The organism is Pseudodesulfovibrio karagichevae, from assembly GCF_041414475.1.
GTDB classification, from domain to species: Bacteria; Desulfobacterota; Desulfovibrionia; order Desulfovibrionales; family Desulfovibrionaceae; genus Pseudodesulfovibrio; species Pseudodesulfovibrio karagichevae.
This window is the reverse complement of the sequence record NZ_JBGLYH010000062.1, coordinates 1-19,787: the sequence shown is the minus strand read 5'-3', so window position 1 is coordinate 19,787 and position 19,787 is coordinate 1. Positions and strand designations below refer to the sequence as shown.

Genomic DNA, 19,787 nt, shown 5'->3' with positions numbered 1-19,787 from the left:
TTACGCAGAGCTGCCTCCAAAGCTTTTGAAAAGGCATACCCTCCGATAGCACCGACAATTGTTTGTGCGGATGCTTCCAACAATGGTTTCCAGAGAAGTGTGTCGAAGCTCATAATTCTTAGTTATCTATGGTTGTGCATAAAGTTGTTTTCATGAAATAGATATGTCTATGCTCCACGATCGTAGCAATTTCAATCAAGAGTTTGACCGCCTTAACCCACAAAATCCGCCATGTTGCCAATCGAAAAAGTTGTACAGGGGTTGTACAAAACAGCAAAAAAAAAGTCCTTTCGGCTAACTAGCCGAAAGGACTTTGTGTTCTTGGTGGAGACGAAGAGATTTGAACTCTCGACCCCTGCCTTGCGAAGGCTTAAGTCTATCTGTTAACTATCTGAAATTACGTGTTTTAAAATATATCTACCATACCAAATGACGACATAAATGGGGCATCAGTATGGTAAAACGGTATGGCAAAATGCCGCCTCATCAGATGCTGGGCAGTCCGTTAACCACTGCTTCTTTCTGTTTGTCCAGAACGTGCTGGTAGTTCTTGTAAATCATTGCCATCGAGCTATGCCCCATCAGCTTCCGAAGCGCGTTCGGGTCTGCCCCCGCCTCAAGAGCGTAGGTAGCGAATGCGTGTCGTAGATCGTAGGGGCGAATCTTGCGAGTGATCCCAGCTTTCTCCAAGGTGCTGTTGAAGGCCTTCCTGATGGAGGCCACCGGCTTACCCCTGTAGTTGATAATGTGGGTTGCACCGCATTCATCGTCTTCGGCCTTCCACTGCTTGAGGACAGGCAACACATCCTCACGAATCGGAACCTGTCGCCACTGGCCCTTTCCTTTCTTGGCGGCTGGGATGGTAGCAACCTTGCGGTCAAAGTCGATCCGATCCCAAGTCACCCGGAACAACTCGGAGTTGCCAACACGCAAGCCGAAGTTGAATGCGAAGTAGATCGCCCGGTCAACGTGCTTGGGCGCGACCTTGCGAATCCTCTTCAATTCTTCCGGCGTGGGGGGCACGAGCTTCTTGTCATCGCCGGGGGCGCATTTGTAGCCGGTCAGGTTGTGACCGGGAATATACTCTTCCTCTGCCGCCCAATTCAAAATCGCCAGAACGATACCGACCTTGCGCTTGATCGTGTTTTGTTCGGCTCCCTTCACTGTACGGGTCCATTTCTTCCCGTTCGGCCCTGTGTACGTCTTTTCGTGGGGCTTTCTCAACTCCCTCTCAAAATGCTTCATCATGGCCTTGTCTATTTCGGCAATCTCCGGGTTGCCCAAGATGCTATAGAAGGCTTCCAAGTGGCATAGTGTTGTATCCTTCGTGCTCTTCGCCATGGGCTTCTCAACAAGGTATCTGAGGGCTAACCCTTGGAAGTGGGTGAGCGGGGCGTCTGAGGCCGCTTGAGCCGGTCTGAATGATTCCTTGTCACGCTTGAGCCGGTACAAGACATCGGTGTTGAAGTCTTTCGCTTCCTTCTCGTCGTGGAAGTTCTTGGATTGTATTCGTTTTGTGAAAGGATTCTTCCAGTAAACCTCCCAGAACTTGCCACCGCCTTTCTTTTTCTTTTCCCTGATTGCCATACCAAACTCTCCATGTTGCCATACTTACTTACTTGCTTGTAATTGCCTTTATTAGATTGAGATTTTTTTTGAAGGACGTTGCCTTTTTGAAAAACTACGCAAGCCGGGCAATGCTGTCAACGGCAAGAATCAACCTCATTTCGTCCGTCACGGATTCTTAACATAATTAAATAATTGTATTTTTCTCTTTATAACCTCGGAATGAGTGTATGGTGGTTGCAAGTTTTTTCAAAAAAATCCGGTCTCGACCGGGGGGTTCTGCGAGTAGTGTCATGAGGGGCAGAAACTTTTTTCAGAAAAAGTGACACCTAACCGGGGGGTTCTGCGAGTAGTACAGTGAGGGGCTGAAACTTTTTTCACTTTTTTTGATACCTGACCGGAAGTTCTGCGAGTAGTACACTGAGGGCGAGTGCCAACCGCCCACCCCATCAACCCACAACAGGAGGAACCATGAAGACACTGACAGAGGACGCCGGGAACATCGTGGCAGACTATCTGCTCACGCTGAAACGGCTCGACGTGGCAATCTGCCAAGCCATGAAGGCAAGTAGTTGGCAAGTGTCCTAACACACCGTGGCCGAGGCCATTCTCCCGAATTGCAAGCGTCGTTTACTCGTTCAAGTGGCGTGACGGTCCCGTTTCTACCACAAAAAAGCACTATATAACGGCACGTTGTCGTTGAACTGAAACAGTTGTTAAGATGCGGTTAGATTAATCAATCACAACACGAAAGGAGATTAAAAATGACCGTTGAAACCGACCTCATGCGAGGTATCCAGATGGAACAGGCAAGCTCTTGTGAGCACTGCGGCATTGAAAATGACCGTGAGGACTTCGTCTACCACGAGGGTGATTGGATTTGCCCCGATTGCTTCGCCAAGGCGCAGAAATGCTGCGACGAAGTCATCGCCAGAGCCTTTGAAATTGCCAAAAGACGCGCTTCTCTGACCAGATAACCCACTAAACTGGCTGTATTTTCCGCAAACCTCGAAAGATCGGGGGTCTTCCCTTGCGGCCAATGAACAGCCACAACCCACCAGCCAAGGAGGCTGGCACGCATGGCAGAAGTCACCCTTAGCCCCCCCTCAACGCCCTCGGCGAAGAGGTGAAGGAGACCCGCCATCCCATGCGGGTCAGCATTGACCAGATCAGCCGAGAGAAGGTCACCGAAGTCCGCAACGAGCGGCGCGGGTACGACATGGTCTGTTTCGTCCAGACGCAAGACGCCCCGAAGGCATCAGCCTGATGAACACGCCCTTCCTCATCGAATACGAGGGGCGAAAGTATGAACCCAAGAACACGCACTTCCCGCACAACTTTGCTGGCATGGGCGTGGTCTACACCCTGAAACTTCAACTGGCCTAGCGGCCACCGAAAGGAGAAAAAGCATGAATCCCAATCTCAAAATGTGGAAGACGCCCCACGATCACGGCGTCAAAGCTCTGAGCCATTTTGGCATTGTTCGTCTCACTAATGACCGGCGCGAGAACCTTCGCTTCATGTGCCTGTGTTGCGGTGAGGTCTGGAGCGTCCCCGCTGGCAAGCGGCTTGAGGACAAGTACTGGCTTTGTCGGGGCGGTTGCAACGCGGTATTTTGGGGAATGGGTGCCTATCTTAACGGCATCACCTCAGCCATTTGGAAGATTTACGATTACTGCGCGTCGTTCGAAAATCGCGACACGCTGACCGATGACCTCATTGCACTCACTCAAATAGTCGAGGGAGAAGAGCCGTTCCGCAAGACGCTGCCCGGCATCAACGGCCCCGTTGAAGTCAGTTGGGAAGACAGCCTTGAAGGCATCCTCGACTATATTGACAACCATGCGATGCATAGGCCTGGCTCCAAGCTGGCACTCAACACCGTCCGCCACATTGTGGCCCGTATCTGGGATTGTCTCGAAAAGGCTGAGACCTCAATCCCTCACGGAGCTAAAGCCAAGCTGATCCCTGCTTTCATGGCCGACCTTGCACAGATTGTGGAACCGACTACCCCTTCCGACGTTGAACAAGTCGTAAAAATGTTCCCGCTTCCTTATGGGCTTTACTCAGCGGAAGAGGAGGTGGCCTATCTCAGACAGCTTGCTGAAGCTGGCCTTGAACTGCTGAAGCTTCCCCCGCGCATGCTGGGCACATTTGGTGAACAGCACCCCAACCTTGACGCCGCCATTGAAGCCATTCACTCGGCGTATTGCGACAAGTTAACCAAAGATGAGCAAGAGCTTGTTGAAGAGACTATTTACCGTCTCTCCACGGGGAACAGTAGCTATCAAGTTTTCAATCGAACCCCACCGGCGTTTCTAGCTGGAGAGTTGCCCAAGGCTGACGAGAACGAACAGGTTGCTACTGTTGAGAAGCCTTGGCCTTCGGCAAAAGAGGTGGGGCAGGGCGTTATGAAGTACCCCGATGGCAGTGAGCGCTCGGCGACGCTGTATGAAGTTCCCCTCGGTGAAATCTTGAATTTCGCCCGCTGACCACCAAGGAGTTACCTCGTGGAAAATCAGACTCGCTCTCATGTGACGGCTCATGTTGTCATGCCCCTCGCCCTGCCTCAGATGCGTCTAGAACACATCTAGTACACCGGCCTTGTTGAAATGGAAGAAGTACCCGGCAGTGACAGCGAACTCTTCTTCTGTCGCGACACCAATGAAATCATCCAGCACGTTGATGAATACGTCATCGTGGTGAAATTCGACTAACCCTGACCACTAGAAAACCCCGGCGGTCTCCTCTCAATTGAGGGCATCGTCGGGGTTTTTCATATGGAGACAATATATGCTTTCTGACCCCATGGCCGTCACTTTGGCGGCTCCAGACGATAACACCCGGTATTGGGAGGCGCTCATATCTACCTATCAGCGAGTTCGCAAGAGTTTACTGTCTAACAACTGCCTTTACCCATTGAATATATCTCTTGAAAAGGCTCTCTGGAATATCAAGTATGCATATCCGCCAGAGATCGCGCTTCAACTTGCTTGGAGAGAAATTAAGCTTCGCAAGAAGGTCAGGGCCAAGAAGGCTGCAAACTACAAGACCGACGAGCCCGATTTTGATTTTGAGGATATCAAGGTGAACTGCGAAGTTCTTCCTGCTCACGTGAATGAGAAGTCCATATTGGATACAGTTCGAGAACAAACGGCGGTCCATTATAAAAGCTTCCAACGACTAACCCCTGGAATCATATTTAATGAGGTCATGTCTGAGGTTTTCCTTGTCGCTGCGAAATGTGCCAACAAATTTGACCCAACGGGGAAGGCAAGCTTTAAGACTTACCTCAGCAGGGCAATCTCAAATCACATTACGGACCGTTGGAGAAAGAAAAAGAGAGAAAAGGAGCTGGGAGTGGACTTTGTCAGTTACTGTGACGAAACAGTTTACAACACCAAATACCCGCAGCTAGTGAACGGGCGATACATCGCTGGAGGCTGTGACCAGATTTATGTTTGATCTGGAAGTTTTTCCTGTTTTTGACTTCGTTTCATGTTTTTGAAAAAAGTTAGAAATATGATCTCCAAAACGTTTCCGAACCACCCCCTCTCAGCGTGTATGCTTATAGAAGCATTTGGCAGCAGCTCATAAGCAGTTCTTCAAGAAACAATAGCAATCGACGAGCACCGTAGGTGCGAGTTTCGGAGCGAAGCTTCGAACGGCAGAGAGAATTTCTTGTTTTTCCGAAGACCGTTCGCTTCGCTCACTTGATCTTCGGACGGCTTCGCCGGTTTCTGGGACTTTTGGCTCAATCTCATAAGTTAAGAATCACCAGCCCAGCAAAGATATCATCACTACCTGACTGGAAAATATACAGTTTCCCTACAACGATTATGCCCATAGTTGCGTCCAATGGAGTGATTTTGGGAATGTCCCAGGCAACAAGCCCTGGACAGAGAAGGCTTTCAATTAGAATGGCCCTCGTTGAGGGCTGGCGGGTGATTCGGAAAATGATGAGGATGCAGAAAGCGATCAAAGAATGGTTTTGGGTCCTTTTAAATCTGGAGTGAATAATATACGATTTTTTCAAGACCATCTGAAGCGCCAGATTAAACCTATTGACTATGCAACCGTTTCGGTGAGCTGATGAAGACAGTTGAATACATTGCAAGTGCCGAAGAATATCGGAATGCACTTGGTGCTCTAAAAAAAGATGAAGTGTTTAAAAGACATCAAAAATTACTTGCTGCTCACTACAGCATGCCAGAGCATAAGGCGACATCGGCTGAATTAGCTTTAGTTTGTCGCATGCATAGTGGAAGCAGTGTCGACGGGACATACGTTCATTTAGGATCGCGGATCTATGATCGACTCCCTTCACATGCTCAAGATAGAATTGTTTCAAAAAAGAACTGGAAGATTCAAGTGCTCTGCCATTGGGAAGCTAGTGGATACGGGACTAGTGTATGGACTTTACGGGCTGAAGTTGTTGAAGCTCTTGAGCAACTGGGGTGGGTTCAAAATACAACCGATCACAACCAGACGCCTCAATCGGAGCAGGGCAATGTTAGGTCCATTTTGCCAACCACAGATCAAATCATACCAGTCGAGCTGTACGTAAAAGCTCTCTCACAAATTCATGACGAAATGAACTCAAGGGAACTCTCCGTAATTAAGGCGCATTATGAGGTATTTGGCCAGCAAGCGACAGCAGGTCAACTATCTAATTATACGGGACTAGGACAAGACTACCGCGCAGTGAACAGGGTATATGGAATGTTAGCGCGCAGAATTAACTCAATAACCGGGGCCAAAGTTGACACCCGAGCCGATGGTTCCGAGAAGCATATTGAGGGGATCATTTCGACTCGAGGACTCGATCAGGAAGGGCATGCTCTTTTGCGCATGAAGCCCACCTTTGCAGAGGCGTTGGGAGTGGTCGGACTTGTCGATGTGGATGGACTTGAAGGGGCCGCTGAAGATAATATTGACATGTCTTCTGGTTCCACAACTCGTTTGGCATTATCACAAGCTCGTGTCGGACAAGGCCGATATCGACAGTCCCTGCTGGAAGTTTGGGATGGACGATGCTCTGTCACAGGTGTTTCAGACACACGTCTCCTGTATGCATCACATATTAAGCCATGGAAAAATAGTACAGACGTTGAACGGTTAGATAAATTCAACGGGTTATTACTGACACCAACCTTGGATGCCGCTTTCGATAAGGGGCTGATTAGTTTTATGGACTCAGGAAAGATCGCTATTTCTAATTATTCCAAGGGTGATCTCATGAAACTCGGGATACACGGCACTATGTGTATTGCCGATGTCCAAGTAGAACATCACAACTACCTAAAATACCACCGAGAGCATGTCTTCCAAGGTTAATTTGGGGGGGCATAGTCTTATTGGTGGGGTTTGTGAGATGGCATAGGCTCCCCTGTTTATATTGGGGGATTGCCGCCTACTTAAAACCTGTCATGCTGGTGCTGAAAGAGTAGCCACTCTGTTTGAGAGGCTTGTCATTCTGGCGGAAAGGAGAGGATTTGAACCTCCGTTGGAGTTCCCCCCAAACACGCTTTCCAGGCGTGCTCCTTAAGCCGGACTCGGTTTATCCCGTTGATTCATGCACTTACCCAAGCACAACTGGAGTCAAAAGAAGCTATCCGAGGGTCTGTTTTTCAGCAAGTCACCGCAGCAACTGCTAGTTCTGCTGTAGCAAGTTGCTGTAGCAAAAATCAAGGGGTAGTCTGGATAAAGCGGGAGAGCTTGAACAAATGATCAGATGAAGGCAAGCTGTAGCCTAAACATAATTCATAGAAGGTCTCTATGTCGTCATTGATCAATCACATTGGAGTCGGTTGCTGCTTTTTCCTTCCTCAAAAGGATTCTGAATCGATTCAGTTCACCGGAGGAGAATACCTCGATATGGTCCGTGAGTTGTTAGAAACTCATGAATCCATAGACAACATTAACTTTCACCATGCTGATAGCTTTCTAGACGAAGAATTCTTTATCGGAGAGGACTTGCAGGAAAGAGACTTAGCGATGTTCATGTGCGGAAACTCTCTTTTTGAGATATCTTTTGATATAACCATCCCCAACAACACTCTCAAACCCTCTAAACCAGAACTAAACACGGATGTGCGTGTTACTGTTGTAATAAAGTACCTATATTACTCAGTAGTCACTCTGTTCATTGCTGATGTTGGATGTATTGTGCCACCGTTTGGATTGACTCTAAACACAAAAAGCTACCTTGTTGACGGGCTAAATGAGTCATCATCTAGTCTTCATTTACAAACGATCGGACCGACTCCATTCCATTGTGATTTTTACTTTTACAGGGGGCTAAATGGAGAAAAAATCAGCATCGGTGATGGGCTATACTGCGAATACACTAAAGATTACTACAACGATACAGTTAATATATACTACGACGAAGAATTATACAGATCAGACTGCGAAGCACTATATGGAATATGTGACGTCTTAGGATATCAACTTGAATTATACTACTATGCAGTTCATAACAACAACAAATATATCCGTGAATGGATTGGTGCATATAATGAATGCGTTGAAATATCTCACTCAGACACGAAAATATATCAATTTCTGAATACAATAAAACAGTCTGACAGCCTAAACAGACTTATGACACAAGCACTAGAGATAGAAATTGATTATAAACAGGCAAAGAGTACTGTTCTAAGTAAGATTGAAGAAAACCAAAGAAGATTTCATATCATCTTCAAAAATAGAATACTAAATGAAATAGACGGCGAAAGCTCGTACGATATTGCAGTACTGAAACAATATATTCTATCCCTCAAGGAGTGGCGTGACCAACGATTCGGCTGGCTCATCAATGCTGCTGTTGCACTAAGCGCAGGTTTAGTTGGTGCCCTTGCAACATGGGTGCTGTCCTTAAACGCTTCCCATTAGAGGGATTCCACTCGCCGTCACGGAATGTCTCGATTTTCAGAACGCTCAACAACTTTGCCCAGTGCAACGCTCAATCCATCTAGAGTATACCCTAGATGGGCAAAACGACCTCACGGTGGAATGCGGGTTTGCTTGTCAATTTAGGATGCAATTTCTTTTGTTTGACATATTGTCCGTCAGGGTCTAAGGTGTTTTCTAGACAAGCACGGAGATCACACCATGACCCCGCATTTTGGATATGTTCGTGTCAGCAGCTTCGACCAAAACGAAGAACGCCAGCTTGAAGGGCTGGAACTGTCAAAGGTCTTCACGGACAAGTGTTCCGGCAAGGATCGCAATCGGCCAGAGCTGCAACGTGCTCTTGAGCACCTGCGCGAGGGCGACACTCTCCACATCCATTCTATTGACCGTCTGGCCCGTAATCTGGTGGACCTCCAGCAGATCGTGGCAGAGTTGAACTCGCGTGGTGTGGTCGTTGTCTTCCACAAAGAAAACCTGACCTTTTCCGGTGAGTCTGGCCCAATGCACAAACTCATGTTTCAGATGATGGGCGCATTTGCAGAATTTGAACGCTCCATGATTCGTGAACGGCAGCGCGAGGGTATTGAAGCTGCCAAGCGCAAGGGCAAGTACAAGGGCAGAAAGGCCGCTCTTACTCCTGAACAGTGCGAGGAGATCAAAGAAAGGCATGCTCAACGTGAAAAGGTGAGCCATTTGGCTCTTGAGTATGGCGTGTCTCGTCAGACGCTATACAACTGTCTCAACGGCTGATTTTTGTGCGGCCTAGAAAAAGATTATAGCCCTGTAGCCTATGGCATTCAGGGCTTTTCTTGTTTTTGTTTGAGAACTGGCTTCCGAACCTACCCCTCATGCGTATATGTTTTGTACAGCGAAGTCACAATCCCCTGCTGTGTTCCAGGGGCAAGAAAGGGCAGTCCTACAACTGGGCTGCCCTTCTTAATTTGGCTTATCGTATTGCACTCTACAAACGGACTGGAGGAAGGATGAACAGTCTAAAACGACCAAGGAACAAGACGTACCGGCTCAAGCCGGAAACGATCCAGTTTATCGACGGTTTCGCGATGACTTATGGAGTCTCGAAGAACGCGGTTGTGAATCTGGCAATTCTCGACATGAAAAAGACACTTGATGCTGTAATCGCAGACGACCCTCACAAGGGTGCTGTCGCTGCAATGGCCTTCGGCATGCAAGCCGAAAGACTCGATCACTAGGAGGATCACCGATGGAAAACACGAGCAAGCACATTACGTTGCCCGCTCAGCTGTACAACAGGGTGAGCAGGGTCGCCGAACAGACTGGGGCACCGTTTAGCCGCCTTGTTCTGGCTGCTCTGAATGAGATGTTACCCCTTTGGGAAAAGGGGCTGGCTGGTTTCTACATTGATAACCCCCAGACCTTCGAACATCAGGTCAGGGCGTATCTGCAAGAAGCCGAAAGAAAGCGGTCTCAAAGGTCGCTGAACGAATTGCTTGGGAAAGCCGAGTAGGCCCAGCAGTATTGATAGTACTGGGGGCAAGAGTAGCTGTGGTCGTGCATGGTTCGCTTGATCGAGAAGCCTAGAGCCGTAATGCAATCACGCTTACTCCCCCTCGTGGTAAGGAGCCGCAGGAGACGGGGCACCGCGTGTCGCCCAAAATTTTTGACCCCTTACCCCCGGTTTTGCCCCATCCCAGCATACAGGAGCAAACACAATGCCCACGAAGAAAACCCGCTACAGACCCGACCTATCCACACTGGATAATGTGGCAGCCGAGGTCGGGAAAATCTACAGACTCATGCGAAATGCCGAAATCCCCGTGAACGACGGAAGTAAATACTGCTACGTCCTGCGTGAGATGTTCTCGATGATGGAGAAGATCAAGACTGTTCGCTCCATCGAGGAACTGGAAGCCCAGATCGCAATGCTCAAGGAGGGCCAGACTCATGTCGGAAATGACGATGAGATTGCGGAAATTGCAGAAGGACTGCAATGAACTCGTAATCAAGAATCAGCCCCCGATGTTCGTCTGGCAGTGTGTCTCGGTTGATCATGATCTTGTCCAGAACGCGCAAGACTACAACCCCGTCGATGTCCACCTGAGACCAGTAGACCTACCAGACGATCAAGCCGAGTTGATCCGAATGATCAACCAAGGCGAAGTGCTCCTGCTTTCAGGGATACTTCGCCTTTTTTGTGTCCCCGCCTCGATGAACCTCGACCAAGTCGGGAAGCTCATTGAGGCACTGAAACGCCGCTTCGGCGGTAATCACTCTGCCGTCTATCGGGCGGCATACAAAATCCTGTTCCCAAAGGAGCATTCAAATGGAAAAAGTAATCGCTGAAATGAAGGCCGCTCTGGCCGCCCTGACTCACAAGATGTCCAAGGTCGAGTTGGATGCAGCCGATACCCGGATTCACCTCAAGGCTCTCGGCGGCGAAGTAAGCAGCCTGTCTGGACAGGTTCAGAACCTCGACAAGCTCGTGGAAGCTGTCCAGAAGGTCGAGGTCCAAGTCAAGGAACAGAAGGCCACGACCGAGGCCAAACAGATGTCCATGACCGAGATCGGCGCACTCTACAAGAAAGACCCCGTTGCGGCCCGAAAGGCAATGGAGGCGCAGGGGCTGAAGATCGACACTGGACGTGGTGGCAACCCGTGGATCAACCGGGACGTGACCGAGCAGAAGCGAATCCGCAGCATCGACCCTGAGTTGGCCGACAGGCTTGAAGCCAAGGCCGCAGCGCATTACGCCGCTTCGATTCGATGACATACATGTGTGGCTCAATCAGAAGAAGGAAATGACTTCTGGCAAGACATCAAGTGGTACGCCACTGGCCCTGTGCTGCGGCACCCCAAGTGCGCTGGCCGTCTGACCGGTCTGGTTGACCCTGACGCCTAAGCGCGAATAGCCCCGCCCGGTGGCATGGAACCGGGCAACCGACAAATCGCACCATGATGTGAAAAGGCCCACCCCGCCGACAGGGGTGGGCCTATTTTATTGGCCTATCTGCTTGAGGAAGTCCTTCATCTCAGAGGGTAGGGCGGTCATTGCGTTCACTGCCGAGGCTAATTCGCCTAGTTTGATGGTAAAGCCAAAAACTTTGCTCACGATTCCATCAGTCTCTTTCTTGGTGAATTCGCCTTTTTTGAACTTCACACTCAGTTTGCCGAATGAGTAGCTAAAGACTTCTTCAAAGGGCTGAGAGCCATTAAACTTGTAGAGAAAGATTGCTCTCCTTGCAGATTCCAGAATCGCCATGAGTACAGTTTTCAACTCTTCATTATCAAGGTTGAGAACTTCGCTGATGAGGTCTTGAACCTCATCCGCAAGCTTCTGGTATTCGTCATCTGAAATTTTGGTTTCAGTGATGATGTCAGAAAAAAAGATACTGTACGCCTGTAATGCCGTGACCCCTACGTCAGAAAGACGATTTAAATATTTGTTCCACTGGACACTAAGGTTTGTTTCTCGACACTGAGTGAAGACCGTCCCCAGTTGAGGCAAGAGGGTATCCTCAATGCGCTCATCATGCTTGATAGTGTCTTCGACCCTTCCCGCTAATTTCGCCAACTCATAGGCGTACATCAAAGCGGTTTCCTGCTGATTATCTTCGTTCTCTCCAAATGCAAGTATATAAACATTCCAAGTAGCTAGGCTGGGGTTTGTTTTCTTCATCCTCTGAACTAGTTCAAGCAGTCTCTGCGCTGCATTAAATGTATTATTTCGAGCCATTTGTCCTCCTGATTTGGTCATGGCTTATACAACACCCCTGAAGGATGTTCAATGCTGTCTATAATCATCACAAAATATATTGCCGAAAACATGCCCGATCTCACCACGGGCAAGAACCTTTTCACTGAAAACAGCACCGGCAACCAGTGCGTTGCGGTTATCACCCGTGACCTGACCCCGTGGCCCGGTATGCCCCAGAGCTTCCGCAAAGCCCTCATTGAGGTCGAGGTGAAGGGCTACCGCATGGCCGAGGCCAACGCCCTTTCTGAGGCTATCCTTGTGCTTCTGGAAGGCATGCAGAGCGTCTATGAGACCGTCAGCATCCGCACCGTCGAAGCCAAGCAGTTGCCCTGCTTCCAGCATGACGGCACCTGTACCTGCACCTTCCGGGTGTTCTTCGTGGAGGGTGAGTAATGAAGGCGTACCTCAACCAGATCGAAGCGGCTGAATACTGCGGCTACAGCGTGGACACCTTCAGGCGGCACCTGAGAAGTTACCCGTTGCCCAAGTACGGGCCGACAGGTAACCGCTACAAGACTGTTGACTTAGATTCATGGATGGAAGCCCCCCACAAGTTCAAGGTCATTCCGTTCAGGAAGCCTGAGAAACTGCTCTCACTGGCAGAGCAGAAGGCGGCAGTGTTCGGGTATGGCAAGGCGGGCTAGAGCGGTATGTCAGTGTCCGAAAAGTGGGCGTCAGTATGGTAAATTGGTATGGTAAAATAAAAGGCGCTTACAGATTGTTTCTGTAAGCGCCTGTTTTTCTTGGTGGAGACGAAGAGATTTGAACTCTCGACCCCTGCCTTGCGAAGGCAGTGCTCTCCCAGCTGAGCTACGTCCCCATTGGTGGAGCGTTGTTACCGCTTTTCGGGATGAAGCTCAAGCCTTTTGAGCGGATAAAAAATTCATTGCCTTGAAAATGGTTTCGATCCGGTTCGCGTACGTGTGGTCCCGGAGGATACATTCCCGCCAGGCCTGGCGCAGGGCGCGTTTTTCCGGGGTTTCCTCGCGGTGGCGGATGACCATGTCGTGGATGTCGCCGGGCCGGGAATAGGCGATGGGCTCGACCAGTTCGTCCGGGAATATCTGCAGGCCGGGGTGGGTGTCGGTCAGCAGGAAGCCGCCCGCGCACCAGACGTCGAAGTTGCGCTGGTTCAGCCCGGCCGGAAGCTGCATGCCGGTGACGTTGAGGACCACGCCCGCCGCGCGGTAGAGGGCGGGCAGATGGGCGTAGTAGTCCACCACCGGGCGCACGTCCGCGTCCGGGTTGTCCAGGGTTCGCCAGCCGTCGTCGCCGAAGATGACGACCCGGCCCGCCGCGTTGAGGCAGCGGCGCTTCCATGCGTTCGAGGCGAACTCGGCCCCCGCGCCCACGGCCCGAACCCGATTGCCCGGCCAGAGCGGCGCAATGCCCATCCGGTCGCGCCACCAGTGGTAGTCGAAGCGGGTGGGGCCCGTGGCGTCCGTGATCAGTTTGGCCGCGTCTTCCGGCACGGTCTCGCCCGCGAAGAATTTGTCCTTGTCCGGGAACTGGGAGCGGCCCACGAAGACGAGTCTGCCCTCGATGTCTCGGGCATGCTCCGGGAGCGCGCCGCCGGTCTCGAACAGGCTGGGCGAGGCGGCCAGGGGCAGGTGGGTCACCCGCCGCGCGCCGTTCTCGATGAGCGGGCCGATGAAGCTGTGGTCCGTGACGAACAGGGTGAGCTCGCGCCACGCCTCGTTTTTGACGGCGGTGAGCAAATTGAACGGGTTGTCCACCATCCAGACCGCCATCTTGGCTCCGGCCTCGCGCAGGATGGCCTGGCCCAGGCCGAAGTGGTCGAGTCCCCGGAAATTGATCGAGAAAAAGAGGTCCGGGACGCCTTCCTGGAGGTAGTCGGGCAGGACCTTGCCCGGGTGTTTGCCCAGGGCCTCGTGGTCGATGCGGACCACCCGCCAGCCCGCGTCCGCAAAGGCCCGGGCCAGTTCCTCGACGAGCAGGGCATCGTCCCCAACGGGCAGCCAAACGGTGCGCGCCAGCCTCGGCCGGGCGCGGTCCTCCAGGGTGAGCCGGGCGGTCAGCGGGCCGTAGAAGGACGGGAACGCCTTCTGCACAGGCAGGTAGCGGACCACGTGGGCGCTGGAAGAAGATGCGACGGTGAAGTCCTCCGGCGCCATGGGCTCGAAGTTGGCGGGCACGCGCCCGAGCCAGCCGTCCACCTGGCCGACGAAGTCCGGGCTCTCCAGGTAGAAGAACGTCTCGTTGTCCGGAAGATTGAACCATTCCGGGATCTTGTCGGGTTCGGGGCCGAGGCCGAGGAAGATCACCGGGGCCTCGTCCAGGCGGCGGTTGACCCGCCATTCGAAGTGGGTCTTGTCGGCGGGCATGGACTTGGCCAGGCCGAGTTCGTCGCGGATGGATATATGTCGGGGTCTGGGCACGTTGATCACTTGGCTTTTTCGGCGGATTCGGCTACTAAGCGCTCCACGCCGCATTGACGGAGCGATACCATGAAACAGTACCAGGACAAATACTTCAAAAGGGCCAAAAAGGAAAACTACGCCGCCCGCTCGGTCTACAAGCTCAAGGAGATGGACCAGAAGTTCCACATCTTCAAGAGCGGCCAGACCGTGCTCGACCTCGGCGCAGCCCCCGGTTCCTGGACCCAGTTCGCCGGAGAGCGCGTGGGCCCGCAGGGGCGGGTGCTCGGCGTGGACCTGCAGACCACCAAACACTCCTTTGCCGAGAACACCACCTTCCTGCAGGCGGACGTGTTCTCGGATTCGCCCGAGCTGCTCGAGGCCATGGAGCCGCTTGCGCCGTTCGACGTCATTATCAGCGACATGGCCCCCAAGACAACCGGAATCAAGTTCGCGGACCAGGCCAATTCGCTGGAGCTGTGCGAGCGGGCCTTCGAGGTGGCGCTCAAATACCTCAAGAAGGGCGGCAACTTCGCGGTGAAGATCTTCGAGGGCGGCGAGATCAACGACTACCGCGACATGATCCGCCCGTATTTCGGGAAGATAAAGAATTTCAAACCGTACAGTTCCCGGTCCGAGAGCAAGGAGATATTCATCGTTGCGCTTGGCTTTAAGGGCGTTGACGGGTAGAACATTGGACCGACCAGCAATTAAGACCGATAGCGATATATTCAGGAGGAAATATGGCCGGACATAGTAAATGGGCGAACATTCAGCACCGCAAGGGGCGTCAGGACGCCAAAAAGGCGAAATTTTTCACCAAGGCGGCCAAGGACATCATCCTGGCGGCCAAGGCGGGCGGCGGCAACCCCGACGACAACTCGACGCTGCGCCTGGCCATCCAGAAGGCCAAGGCCGTGAACCTGCCCAAGGACAAGATCGACAACGCCATCAAGAAGGGCACCGGCGAACTGGCCGGCGGCGATCTGGCCGAGATCCTGTACGAAGGATACGGCCCGGGCGGCGTGGCCATGCTCGTCGAGGTGGCCACGGACAACAAGAACCGCACGGTGGCCGAAATCCGCCACGCCTTCACCAAGCACGGCGGCAACATGGCCGAGAACGGTGCGGTGTCCTACATGTTCAACCGCAAGGGCGTTATCGTATTCACCAAGGACAAGTTCACCGAGGACGAGCTCATGGAGATCGGCCTGGAGGCCGGTGCCGAGGACATCATCGACGACGGCGATTCCTTCACCGTGCACACCGCGCCCGGCGATTTCATGGCCGTGCAGCAGGCCTTTACCGACGCGGGCATGGAGTACGAGTCCGCCGAGTTCAACCAGGTCCCCGAGACCCTGGTGCCGGTGGACGCCGCCGTGGGCAAGAAGGTCATGAACCTGTTCGACGCCCTGGACGACAACGACGACACCCTGAACGTCTACATGAACGCCGACCTGCCGGACGACCTGTTCGACGAGGAAGACTAGGCTTTATGGCGGAAGGGCTGGTCGTCCTGGGGCTCGACCCCGGCACGAGGGTCACCGGCTACGGCGTGGTCCGGGAACTTTCGGGCAAGGCCGAACTGGTGGCCTCCGGCACCATCCGCACCCCGGTCAAGAAGGACATGGCCACCCGCATGGGGGTCATCTTCAACCGGATTCAGGAACTCATCGATCTGCACGCGCCGGCGGAAGCCGCCATCGAAAACGTGTTTGTTTCCAAAAACCCCTCGTCGGCCCTCAAGCTCGGGCAGGCGAGGGGTGCCTGCATGGCCGCCTGCGCCGTGAACAGCATCCCCATGGGCGAGTACGAGCCCTCCAAGGTCAAGAAGAACCTGGTCGGCGTGGGCAGCGCGCCCAAGTCCCAGGTGGCCTACATGGTCGCCCACTGCCTGGGCATCAAGAAGCCCGACTGGCCCGAGGACGCCTCGGACGCCCTGGCCATCGCCATCTGCCATCTGAACGAACGACGCATGCGGCGGCTGACCTGCTCCTGATCCGGGGGCAGGGCGCAAAAAAGGCCCGTCCGGTACCACCGGGCGGGCCTTTTTGTTTTCCGTCTCGCGGTTACTTCTTCTTGGGCTTCTTGCTCTTGTCCTTGCCCTTGGTCATGTCGTCGTCCATGCCCTTATTCTTGTCCTTACCTTTGTCCTTACCCTTGGCCTTGCCAACACCGTGCCCGCCGCATTCCTTGGCGATGCGGCCCCAGCCCATGCCGGAGTCGCGCATGGCCCGGATCTGGTCGCTGGTCTTGCCGCACTGCCGGGCGAGCTGGTCCACCTTGGCGTTGTCCAGGTTGGACTCGGCCCGGCGGTAACGATCCTGGGCCTGTTCGTATTCCATCTGCGCGGCGGCCACGTCCTTCTGGGCGGCGTCCTTCCTGTTGCGGACCGCGTCCAGGATTTCCTTGGCCTTGGCCACTTCTTCGGAGGACTTGGCGGCCTCCTCGACCACGGCCTCGCCCACCAGGGATACGAGTTCGTCCTGGGTCAGGTCCTCGCCCTGGGCCAGGGCCGGAGAGGCGGACAGGAGGAGCAGGGCGCCTGCCAGCAGGTAATAGGCGATTGTTTTCATGTGAAGCTCCCTCTTTGCAGGTTGGTTCCGCCCGCAAAGCGCTGGCGGAGGACGAAAAATCCACTGTCGAATATAAAATGATGCGACCGTTTGGTCAAGGCGGATACCCTTTGAATTACGTCCACTCTTCGGATAAAGTCACATCAGGGAGGATTTCCATGATCGGATATTTGCAGGGTGAACTGCTTTCGGCGGACGACAAGGGCCTGGTCCTGCTCACCCCCGGCGGCGTGGGCTACGAGGTGGCCGCGCCCACCTCGGTCCTGGCCAAGCTGCCGGGCCGGGGCAAGGAGGTGCGGCTGTACATCCATACCCAGGTGGGCGAAAAGGCCATCGATCTGTTCGGCTTCCTGGAGGCCGACGATCTGGACCTTTTCCGCACGCTCATCTCCATCGACAAGCTCGGGCCCAAGAAGGCCATGGCCATCCTGTCCATGTTCGACGCGGCCCACCTGCGCGAGATCGCCTTCCGCGAGGACGTGACCACCTTGTCCACGGTGCCCGGCATCGGGCCCAAGTCCGCCAAGCAGATTCTCTGGAATCTCAAGGACAAGGTGGACAAGCTCAGCCACGTGACCGGCAAGGTGCCGAGCGCGCCCCAGGGGCCGCAGGGCGAGTACCTGGACGCCCTTGCGGGGCTCAAGGGGTTGGGCTACGGTGAGGATGAAATCCGGCCCATGCTTCTCGAAACCTTCGACGACGAACCCGATCTCGACGCCGCCGGCGCCATCCGCGCGGTGCTCAAGAAAATCAACGCGGCACGCTCATGAGCAAATGCACCCTTCCCGAGGAAAACGTCCGGCCCAGGAAACTGTCCGAGTTCATCGGCCAGGTCGACCTGCGCACCAACCTCGACGTCTTCATCCGGGCCGCGCGTGAGCGCGAACGCTCCCTGGACCACACCCTGTTCTACGGCAACCCCGGCCTGGGCAAGACCACTTTAGCCCGGATCATGGCCTCGGAGCTGGGCGTGAACATGGTCTCCACCTCCGGCCCGGTCATCGAGCGGTCCGGCGACCTGGCGGCCATCCTGACCAACCTGGAGCGCGGCGACATCCTGTTCATCGACGAGATCCACCGCATGCCGCCCACCGTGGAGGAAGTGCTCTATCCGGCCATGGAGGATTTCCAGATCGACCTGGTCATCGGCTCCGGCCCCGGCGCGCGCACGGTCAAGCTCGACCTTGAGCCCTTCACCCTGGTCGGGGCCACCACCCGGCTCGGGCTGCTGACCTCGCCCCTGCGCGACCGTTTCGGCTGCATCTTCCGCATCGAATTCTACTCCCCCGAAGAGCTCGGGCGCATCGTGGAGCGCAGCGCGATCATCCTCGGCGTGGAGGTGGAGCCCGAGGGCGCGTTGGCCATCGGCCGCAGGGCGCGCGGCACCCCGCGCATCGCCAACCGGCTGCTGCGGCGCGTGCGCGACTACGCCCTGGTGCACGGCTCGGGCGTGGTCACCCGCGAGCTGGCCGAGTCCTCGCTGGAGCGCCTGGACGTGGACCAGTACGGCCTGGACAACATGGACCGCAAGATCCTGACCCTCATGGTCGAGCACTTTAACGGCGGCCCGGTGGGGCTCAAGACCATCGCCGCGGCCTGCGCCGAGGAGGTCCGGACCATCGAGGACATCTACGAGCCGTACCTCATCCAGTGCGGCTTCCTGAAGCGCACCCCGCGCGGGCGCGTGGCCACGGCCAAGGCGTACCAGCACCTCAAGATGCGCATGGAAGACGGCCAGGCCACCCTGCTCTAGGTCCGTCCGCATTTCATCTCGTCGGATAATCATTGTTTCTCCGGCCCGTTCCGTTAGCATGGGGCCGAACGACAAACCCTATTGGAGGTACCGGACATGGATAAATGGGAATGCCCGTGCGGCTATGTGTACGACCCTGCGGAAGGCGACCCGGACAGCAACATCCCCATCGGGACCAAGTTCGAGGATCTGCCCGACGACTGGGTCTGCCCCAAATGCGGCGCGGAAAAAGAATATTTCGAGAAATTGTAAAAAAATCGTAACAGGCCATTGCCATCCGCCTTACAAAGCGTGTATGGTTGAATCAAGTCAAAGGAAGTGTTTCCAGGTAACGCCAGACAAACCGCATGATTTAGTGAATCTAGACAGCGTTTCAAGGCAACCTCGCTAACAACAGTTGAAAGTCCTTTGGTTGAGGCCCGTAGCACGGCAACCTCTTGCAGCAACATGTTTAAAGCCCCCGGAAGGGGGCTTTTTTTATGCTCTTCGGGCGGCTTCCGATAGCGGGCCATCTGCACATTTTTCGAGGGTCCGCCTGATCCTCACGTACTGGGGGTACGCTGCGGTCAGGCGAACCCTCGGAAAATGCACAGCTGACCCACTCTCGAAAGCCTCGCGTCGTGCGAGCGCGGGGGAGAGAGCCGCTGTCGGGTGCTGGCGCACCCGAGTCGCTCCAATTGAAGAGGATTTGGCGAGTTGGCCGGATCGCCGTGGCCCCCGCCCGCGAAGCGGAGACAAAAAGTTTGGGGCTGACATAGATCTCTCGTCGTATTAGGGGGGACTATGAGGCTAAAAAGATCGCGTTTGTCGGCTCATATATCCGGTCGTCTGATTGAGCATTTCGTTGCTGGCACCCCAGCCCG

The 19,787-nt window shown here is 54.0% G+C and carries 23 protein-coding genes and 2 tRNA genes; 19 read left to right on the top strand and 6 right to left on the bottom strand.

Features of this window, described 5'->3' with window-relative positions:
* Positions 1 to 486 precede the first annotated feature (486 nt).
* Entirely contained in the window at positions 487 to 1,587 is a 1,101-nt protein-coding gene (locus AB6M95_RS16375; RefSeq protein ID WP_371387821.1) for a tyrosine-type recombinase/integrase, read from the bottom strand.
* A gap of 743 nt (positions 1,588 to 2,330) precedes the next feature.
* On the opposite strand from AB6M95_RS16375, the gene AB6M95_RS16370 reads away from it, so the two are divergent.
* From AB6M95_RS16370 to AB6M95_RS16355, 4 genes are all read left to right on the top strand, one after another.
* Positions 2,331 to 2,543, top strand: coding sequence for a hypothetical protein (locus AB6M95_RS16370; protein WP_371387820.1), 213 nt, complete (start codon positions 2,331 to 2,333; stop codon positions 2,541 to 2,543).
* Positions 2,544 to 2,975: 432 nt separating this feature from the next.
* Positions 2,976 to 4,058, top strand: a complete 1,083-nt coding sequence (locus AB6M95_RS16365; protein WP_371387819.1) for a hypothetical protein — start codon at positions 2,976 to 2,978, stop codon at positions 4,056 to 4,058.
* 301 nt (positions 4,059 to 4,359) lie between these two features.
* Entirely contained in the window at positions 4,360 to 5,031 is a 672-nt protein-coding gene (locus tag AB6M95_RS16360; RefSeq protein ID WP_371387818.1) for a sigma factor, read from the top strand.
* 627 nt (positions 5,032 to 5,658) lie between these two features.
* Positions 5,659 to 6,903 carry an HNH endonuclease gene (locus AB6M95_RS16355; RefSeq protein ID WP_371387817.1) on the top strand — a complete coding sequence of 415 codons (1,245 nt, stop codon included), beginning with the start codon at positions 5,659 to 5,661 and terminating at the stop codon, positions 6,901 to 6,903.
* A 140-nt stretch (positions 6,904 to 7,043) separates the two neighbouring features.
* Here AB6M95_RS16355 and AB6M95_RS16350 read toward each other — a convergent pair.
* Positions 7,044 to 7,132: transfer RNA gene (locus AB6M95_RS16350), tRNA-Ser, on the bottom strand.
* 212 nt (positions 7,133 to 7,344) lie between these two features.
* Between AB6M95_RS16350 and AB6M95_RS16345 the strand changes: the two genes are divergently transcribed.
* The 7 genes from AB6M95_RS16345 to AB6M95_RS16315 all read left to right on the top strand — a co-directional run bounded on the left by AB6M95_RS16345 (position 7,345) and on the right by AB6M95_RS16315 (position 11,230).
* Positions 7,345 to 8,463 carry a hypothetical protein gene (locus tag AB6M95_RS16345; protein ID WP_371387816.1) on the top strand — a complete coding sequence of 373 codons (1,119 nt, stop codon included), beginning with the start codon at positions 7,345 to 7,347 and terminating at the stop codon, positions 8,461 to 8,463.
* 219 nt (positions 8,464 to 8,682) lie between these two features.
* Positions 8,683 to 9,234, top strand: a complete 552-nt coding sequence (locus AB6M95_RS16340; RefSeq protein WP_371387815.1) for a recombinase family protein — start codon at positions 8,683 to 8,685, stop codon at positions 9,232 to 9,234.
* 233 nt (positions 9,235 to 9,467) lie between these two features.
* Entirely contained in the window at positions 9,468 to 9,695 is a 228-nt protein-coding gene (locus AB6M95_RS16335; RefSeq protein WP_371387814.1) for a ribbon-helix-helix domain-containing protein, read from the top strand.
* 11 nt (positions 9,696 to 9,706) lie between these two features.
* Positions 9,707 to 9,970, top strand: a complete 264-nt coding sequence (locus AB6M95_RS16330; RefSeq protein ID WP_371387813.1) for a hypothetical protein — start codon at positions 9,707 to 9,709, stop codon at positions 9,968 to 9,970.
* A 205-nt stretch (positions 9,971 to 10,175) separates the two neighbouring features.
* Complete coding sequence (locus tag AB6M95_RS16325) at positions 10,176 to 10,457, top strand: hypothetical protein (protein ID WP_316896843.1); 282 nt, start codon at positions 10,176 to 10,178, stop codon at positions 10,455 to 10,457.
* Positions 10,408 to 10,806 carry a hypothetical protein gene (locus AB6M95_RS16320; RefSeq protein WP_371387812.1) on the top strand — a complete coding sequence of 133 codons (399 nt, stop codon included), beginning with the start codon at positions 10,408 to 10,410 and terminating at the stop codon, positions 10,804 to 10,806. The genes AB6M95_RS16325 and AB6M95_RS16320 overlap by 50 nt, the downstream gene beginning before the upstream one ends.
* Positions 10,787 to 11,230 carry a hypothetical protein gene (locus tag AB6M95_RS16315; RefSeq protein ID WP_371387811.1) on the top strand — a complete coding sequence of 148 codons (444 nt, stop codon included), beginning with the start codon at positions 10,787 to 10,789 and terminating at the stop codon, positions 11,228 to 11,230. Before AB6M95_RS16320 ends, AB6M95_RS16315 begins: the two co-directional genes overlap by 20 nt.
* A 228-nt stretch (positions 11,231 to 11,458) precedes the next feature.
* Here AB6M95_RS16315 and AB6M95_RS16310 read toward each other — a convergent pair whose 3' ends face one another.
* Entirely contained in the window at positions 11,459 to 12,217 is a 759-nt protein-coding gene (locus AB6M95_RS16310; protein WP_371387810.1) for a hypothetical protein, read from the bottom strand.
* Between the two features lie 30 nt (positions 12,218 to 12,247).
* Here AB6M95_RS16310 and AB6M95_RS16305 point away from each other — a divergent pair, with 30 nt between their 5' ends.
* Positions 12,248 to 12,610 carry a hypothetical protein gene (locus AB6M95_RS16305; protein WP_371387809.1) on the top strand — a complete coding sequence of 121 codons (363 nt, stop codon included), beginning with the start codon at positions 12,248 to 12,250 and terminating at the stop codon, positions 12,608 to 12,610.
* Positions 12,610 to 12,861: a helix-turn-helix domain-containing protein gene (locus AB6M95_RS16300; RefSeq protein WP_371387808.1), complete on the top strand. Its 252-nt coding sequence runs from the start codon at positions 12,610 to 12,612 to the stop codon at positions 12,859 to 12,861. Before AB6M95_RS16305 ends, AB6M95_RS16300 begins: the two co-directional genes overlap by 1 nt.
* A gap of 100 nt (positions 12,862 to 12,961) precedes the next feature.
* Here AB6M95_RS16300 and AB6M95_RS16295 read toward each other — a convergent pair.
* Together AB6M95_RS16295 and AB6M95_RS16290 are read right to left on the bottom strand one after the other, a co-directional pair.
* A tRNA-Ala gene (locus AB6M95_RS16295) sits at positions 12,962 to 13,037 on the bottom strand.
* Positions 13,038 to 13,074: 37 nt separating this feature from the next.
* Positions 13,075 to 14,616 carry a glycosyltransferase family protein gene (locus AB6M95_RS16290; RefSeq protein WP_371387807.1) on the bottom strand — a complete coding sequence of 514 codons (1,542 nt, stop codon included), beginning with the start codon at positions 14,614 to 14,616 and terminating at the stop codon, positions 13,075 to 13,077.
* Between the two features lie 69 nt (positions 14,617 to 14,685).
* On the opposite strand from AB6M95_RS16290, the gene AB6M95_RS16285 reads away from it, so the two are divergent.
* The 3 genes from AB6M95_RS16285 to ruvC are packed head-to-tail and all read left to right on the top strand — an operon-like array spanning position 14,686 to position 16,594.
* Complete coding sequence (locus AB6M95_RS16285; RefSeq protein WP_371387806.1) at positions 14,686 to 15,285, top strand: RlmE family RNA methyltransferase; 600 nt, start codon at positions 14,686 to 14,688, stop codon at positions 15,283 to 15,285.
* Positions 15,286 to 15,338: 53 nt separating this feature from the next.
* Positions 15,339 to 16,085, top strand: a complete 747-nt coding sequence (locus tag AB6M95_RS16280; protein ID WP_371387805.1) for a YebC/PmpR family DNA-binding transcriptional regulator — start codon at positions 15,339 to 15,341, stop codon at positions 16,083 to 16,085.
* A gap of 5 nt (positions 16,086 to 16,090) precedes the next feature.
* Positions 16,091 to 16,594: a crossover junction endodeoxyribonuclease RuvC gene (gene ruvC, locus AB6M95_RS16275; protein ID WP_371387804.1), complete on the top strand. Its 504-nt coding sequence runs from the start codon at positions 16,091 to 16,093 to the stop codon at positions 16,592 to 16,594.
* Positions 16,595 to 16,664: 70 nt separating this feature from the next.
* On the opposite strand, the gene AB6M95_RS16270 is transcribed toward ruvC, so the two are convergent.
* Positions 16,665 to 17,171, bottom strand: a complete 507-nt coding sequence (locus AB6M95_RS16270; RefSeq protein WP_371387803.1) for a hypothetical protein — start codon at positions 17,169 to 17,171, stop codon at positions 16,665 to 16,667.
* A 158-nt stretch (positions 17,172 to 17,329) separates the two neighbouring features.
* Between AB6M95_RS16270 and ruvA the strand changes: the two genes are divergently transcribed.
* The 3 genes from ruvA to AB6M95_RS16255 all read left to right on the top strand — a co-directional run bounded on the left by ruvA (position 17,330) and on the right by AB6M95_RS16255 (position 19,176).
* Positions 17,330 to 17,941, top strand: coding sequence for a Holliday junction branch migration protein RuvA (ruvA, locus tag AB6M95_RS16265; RefSeq protein ID WP_371387802.1), 612 nt, complete (start codon positions 17,330 to 17,332; stop codon positions 17,939 to 17,941).
* Positions 17,938 to 18,924 (top strand): Holliday junction branch migration DNA helicase RuvB, encoded by a 987-nt coding sequence (gene ruvB / locus AB6M95_RS16260; protein ID WP_371387801.1) that lies wholly within the window; start codon positions 17,938 to 17,940, stop codon positions 18,922 to 18,924. The genes ruvA and ruvB overlap by 4 nt, the downstream gene beginning before the upstream one ends.
* 96 nt (positions 18,925 to 19,020) lie before the next feature.
* Entirely contained in the window at positions 19,021 to 19,176 is a 156-nt protein-coding gene (locus AB6M95_RS16255) for a rubredoxin (RefSeq protein ID WP_371387800.1), read from the top strand.
* Positions 19,177 to 19,787: the final 611 nt, after the last annotated feature.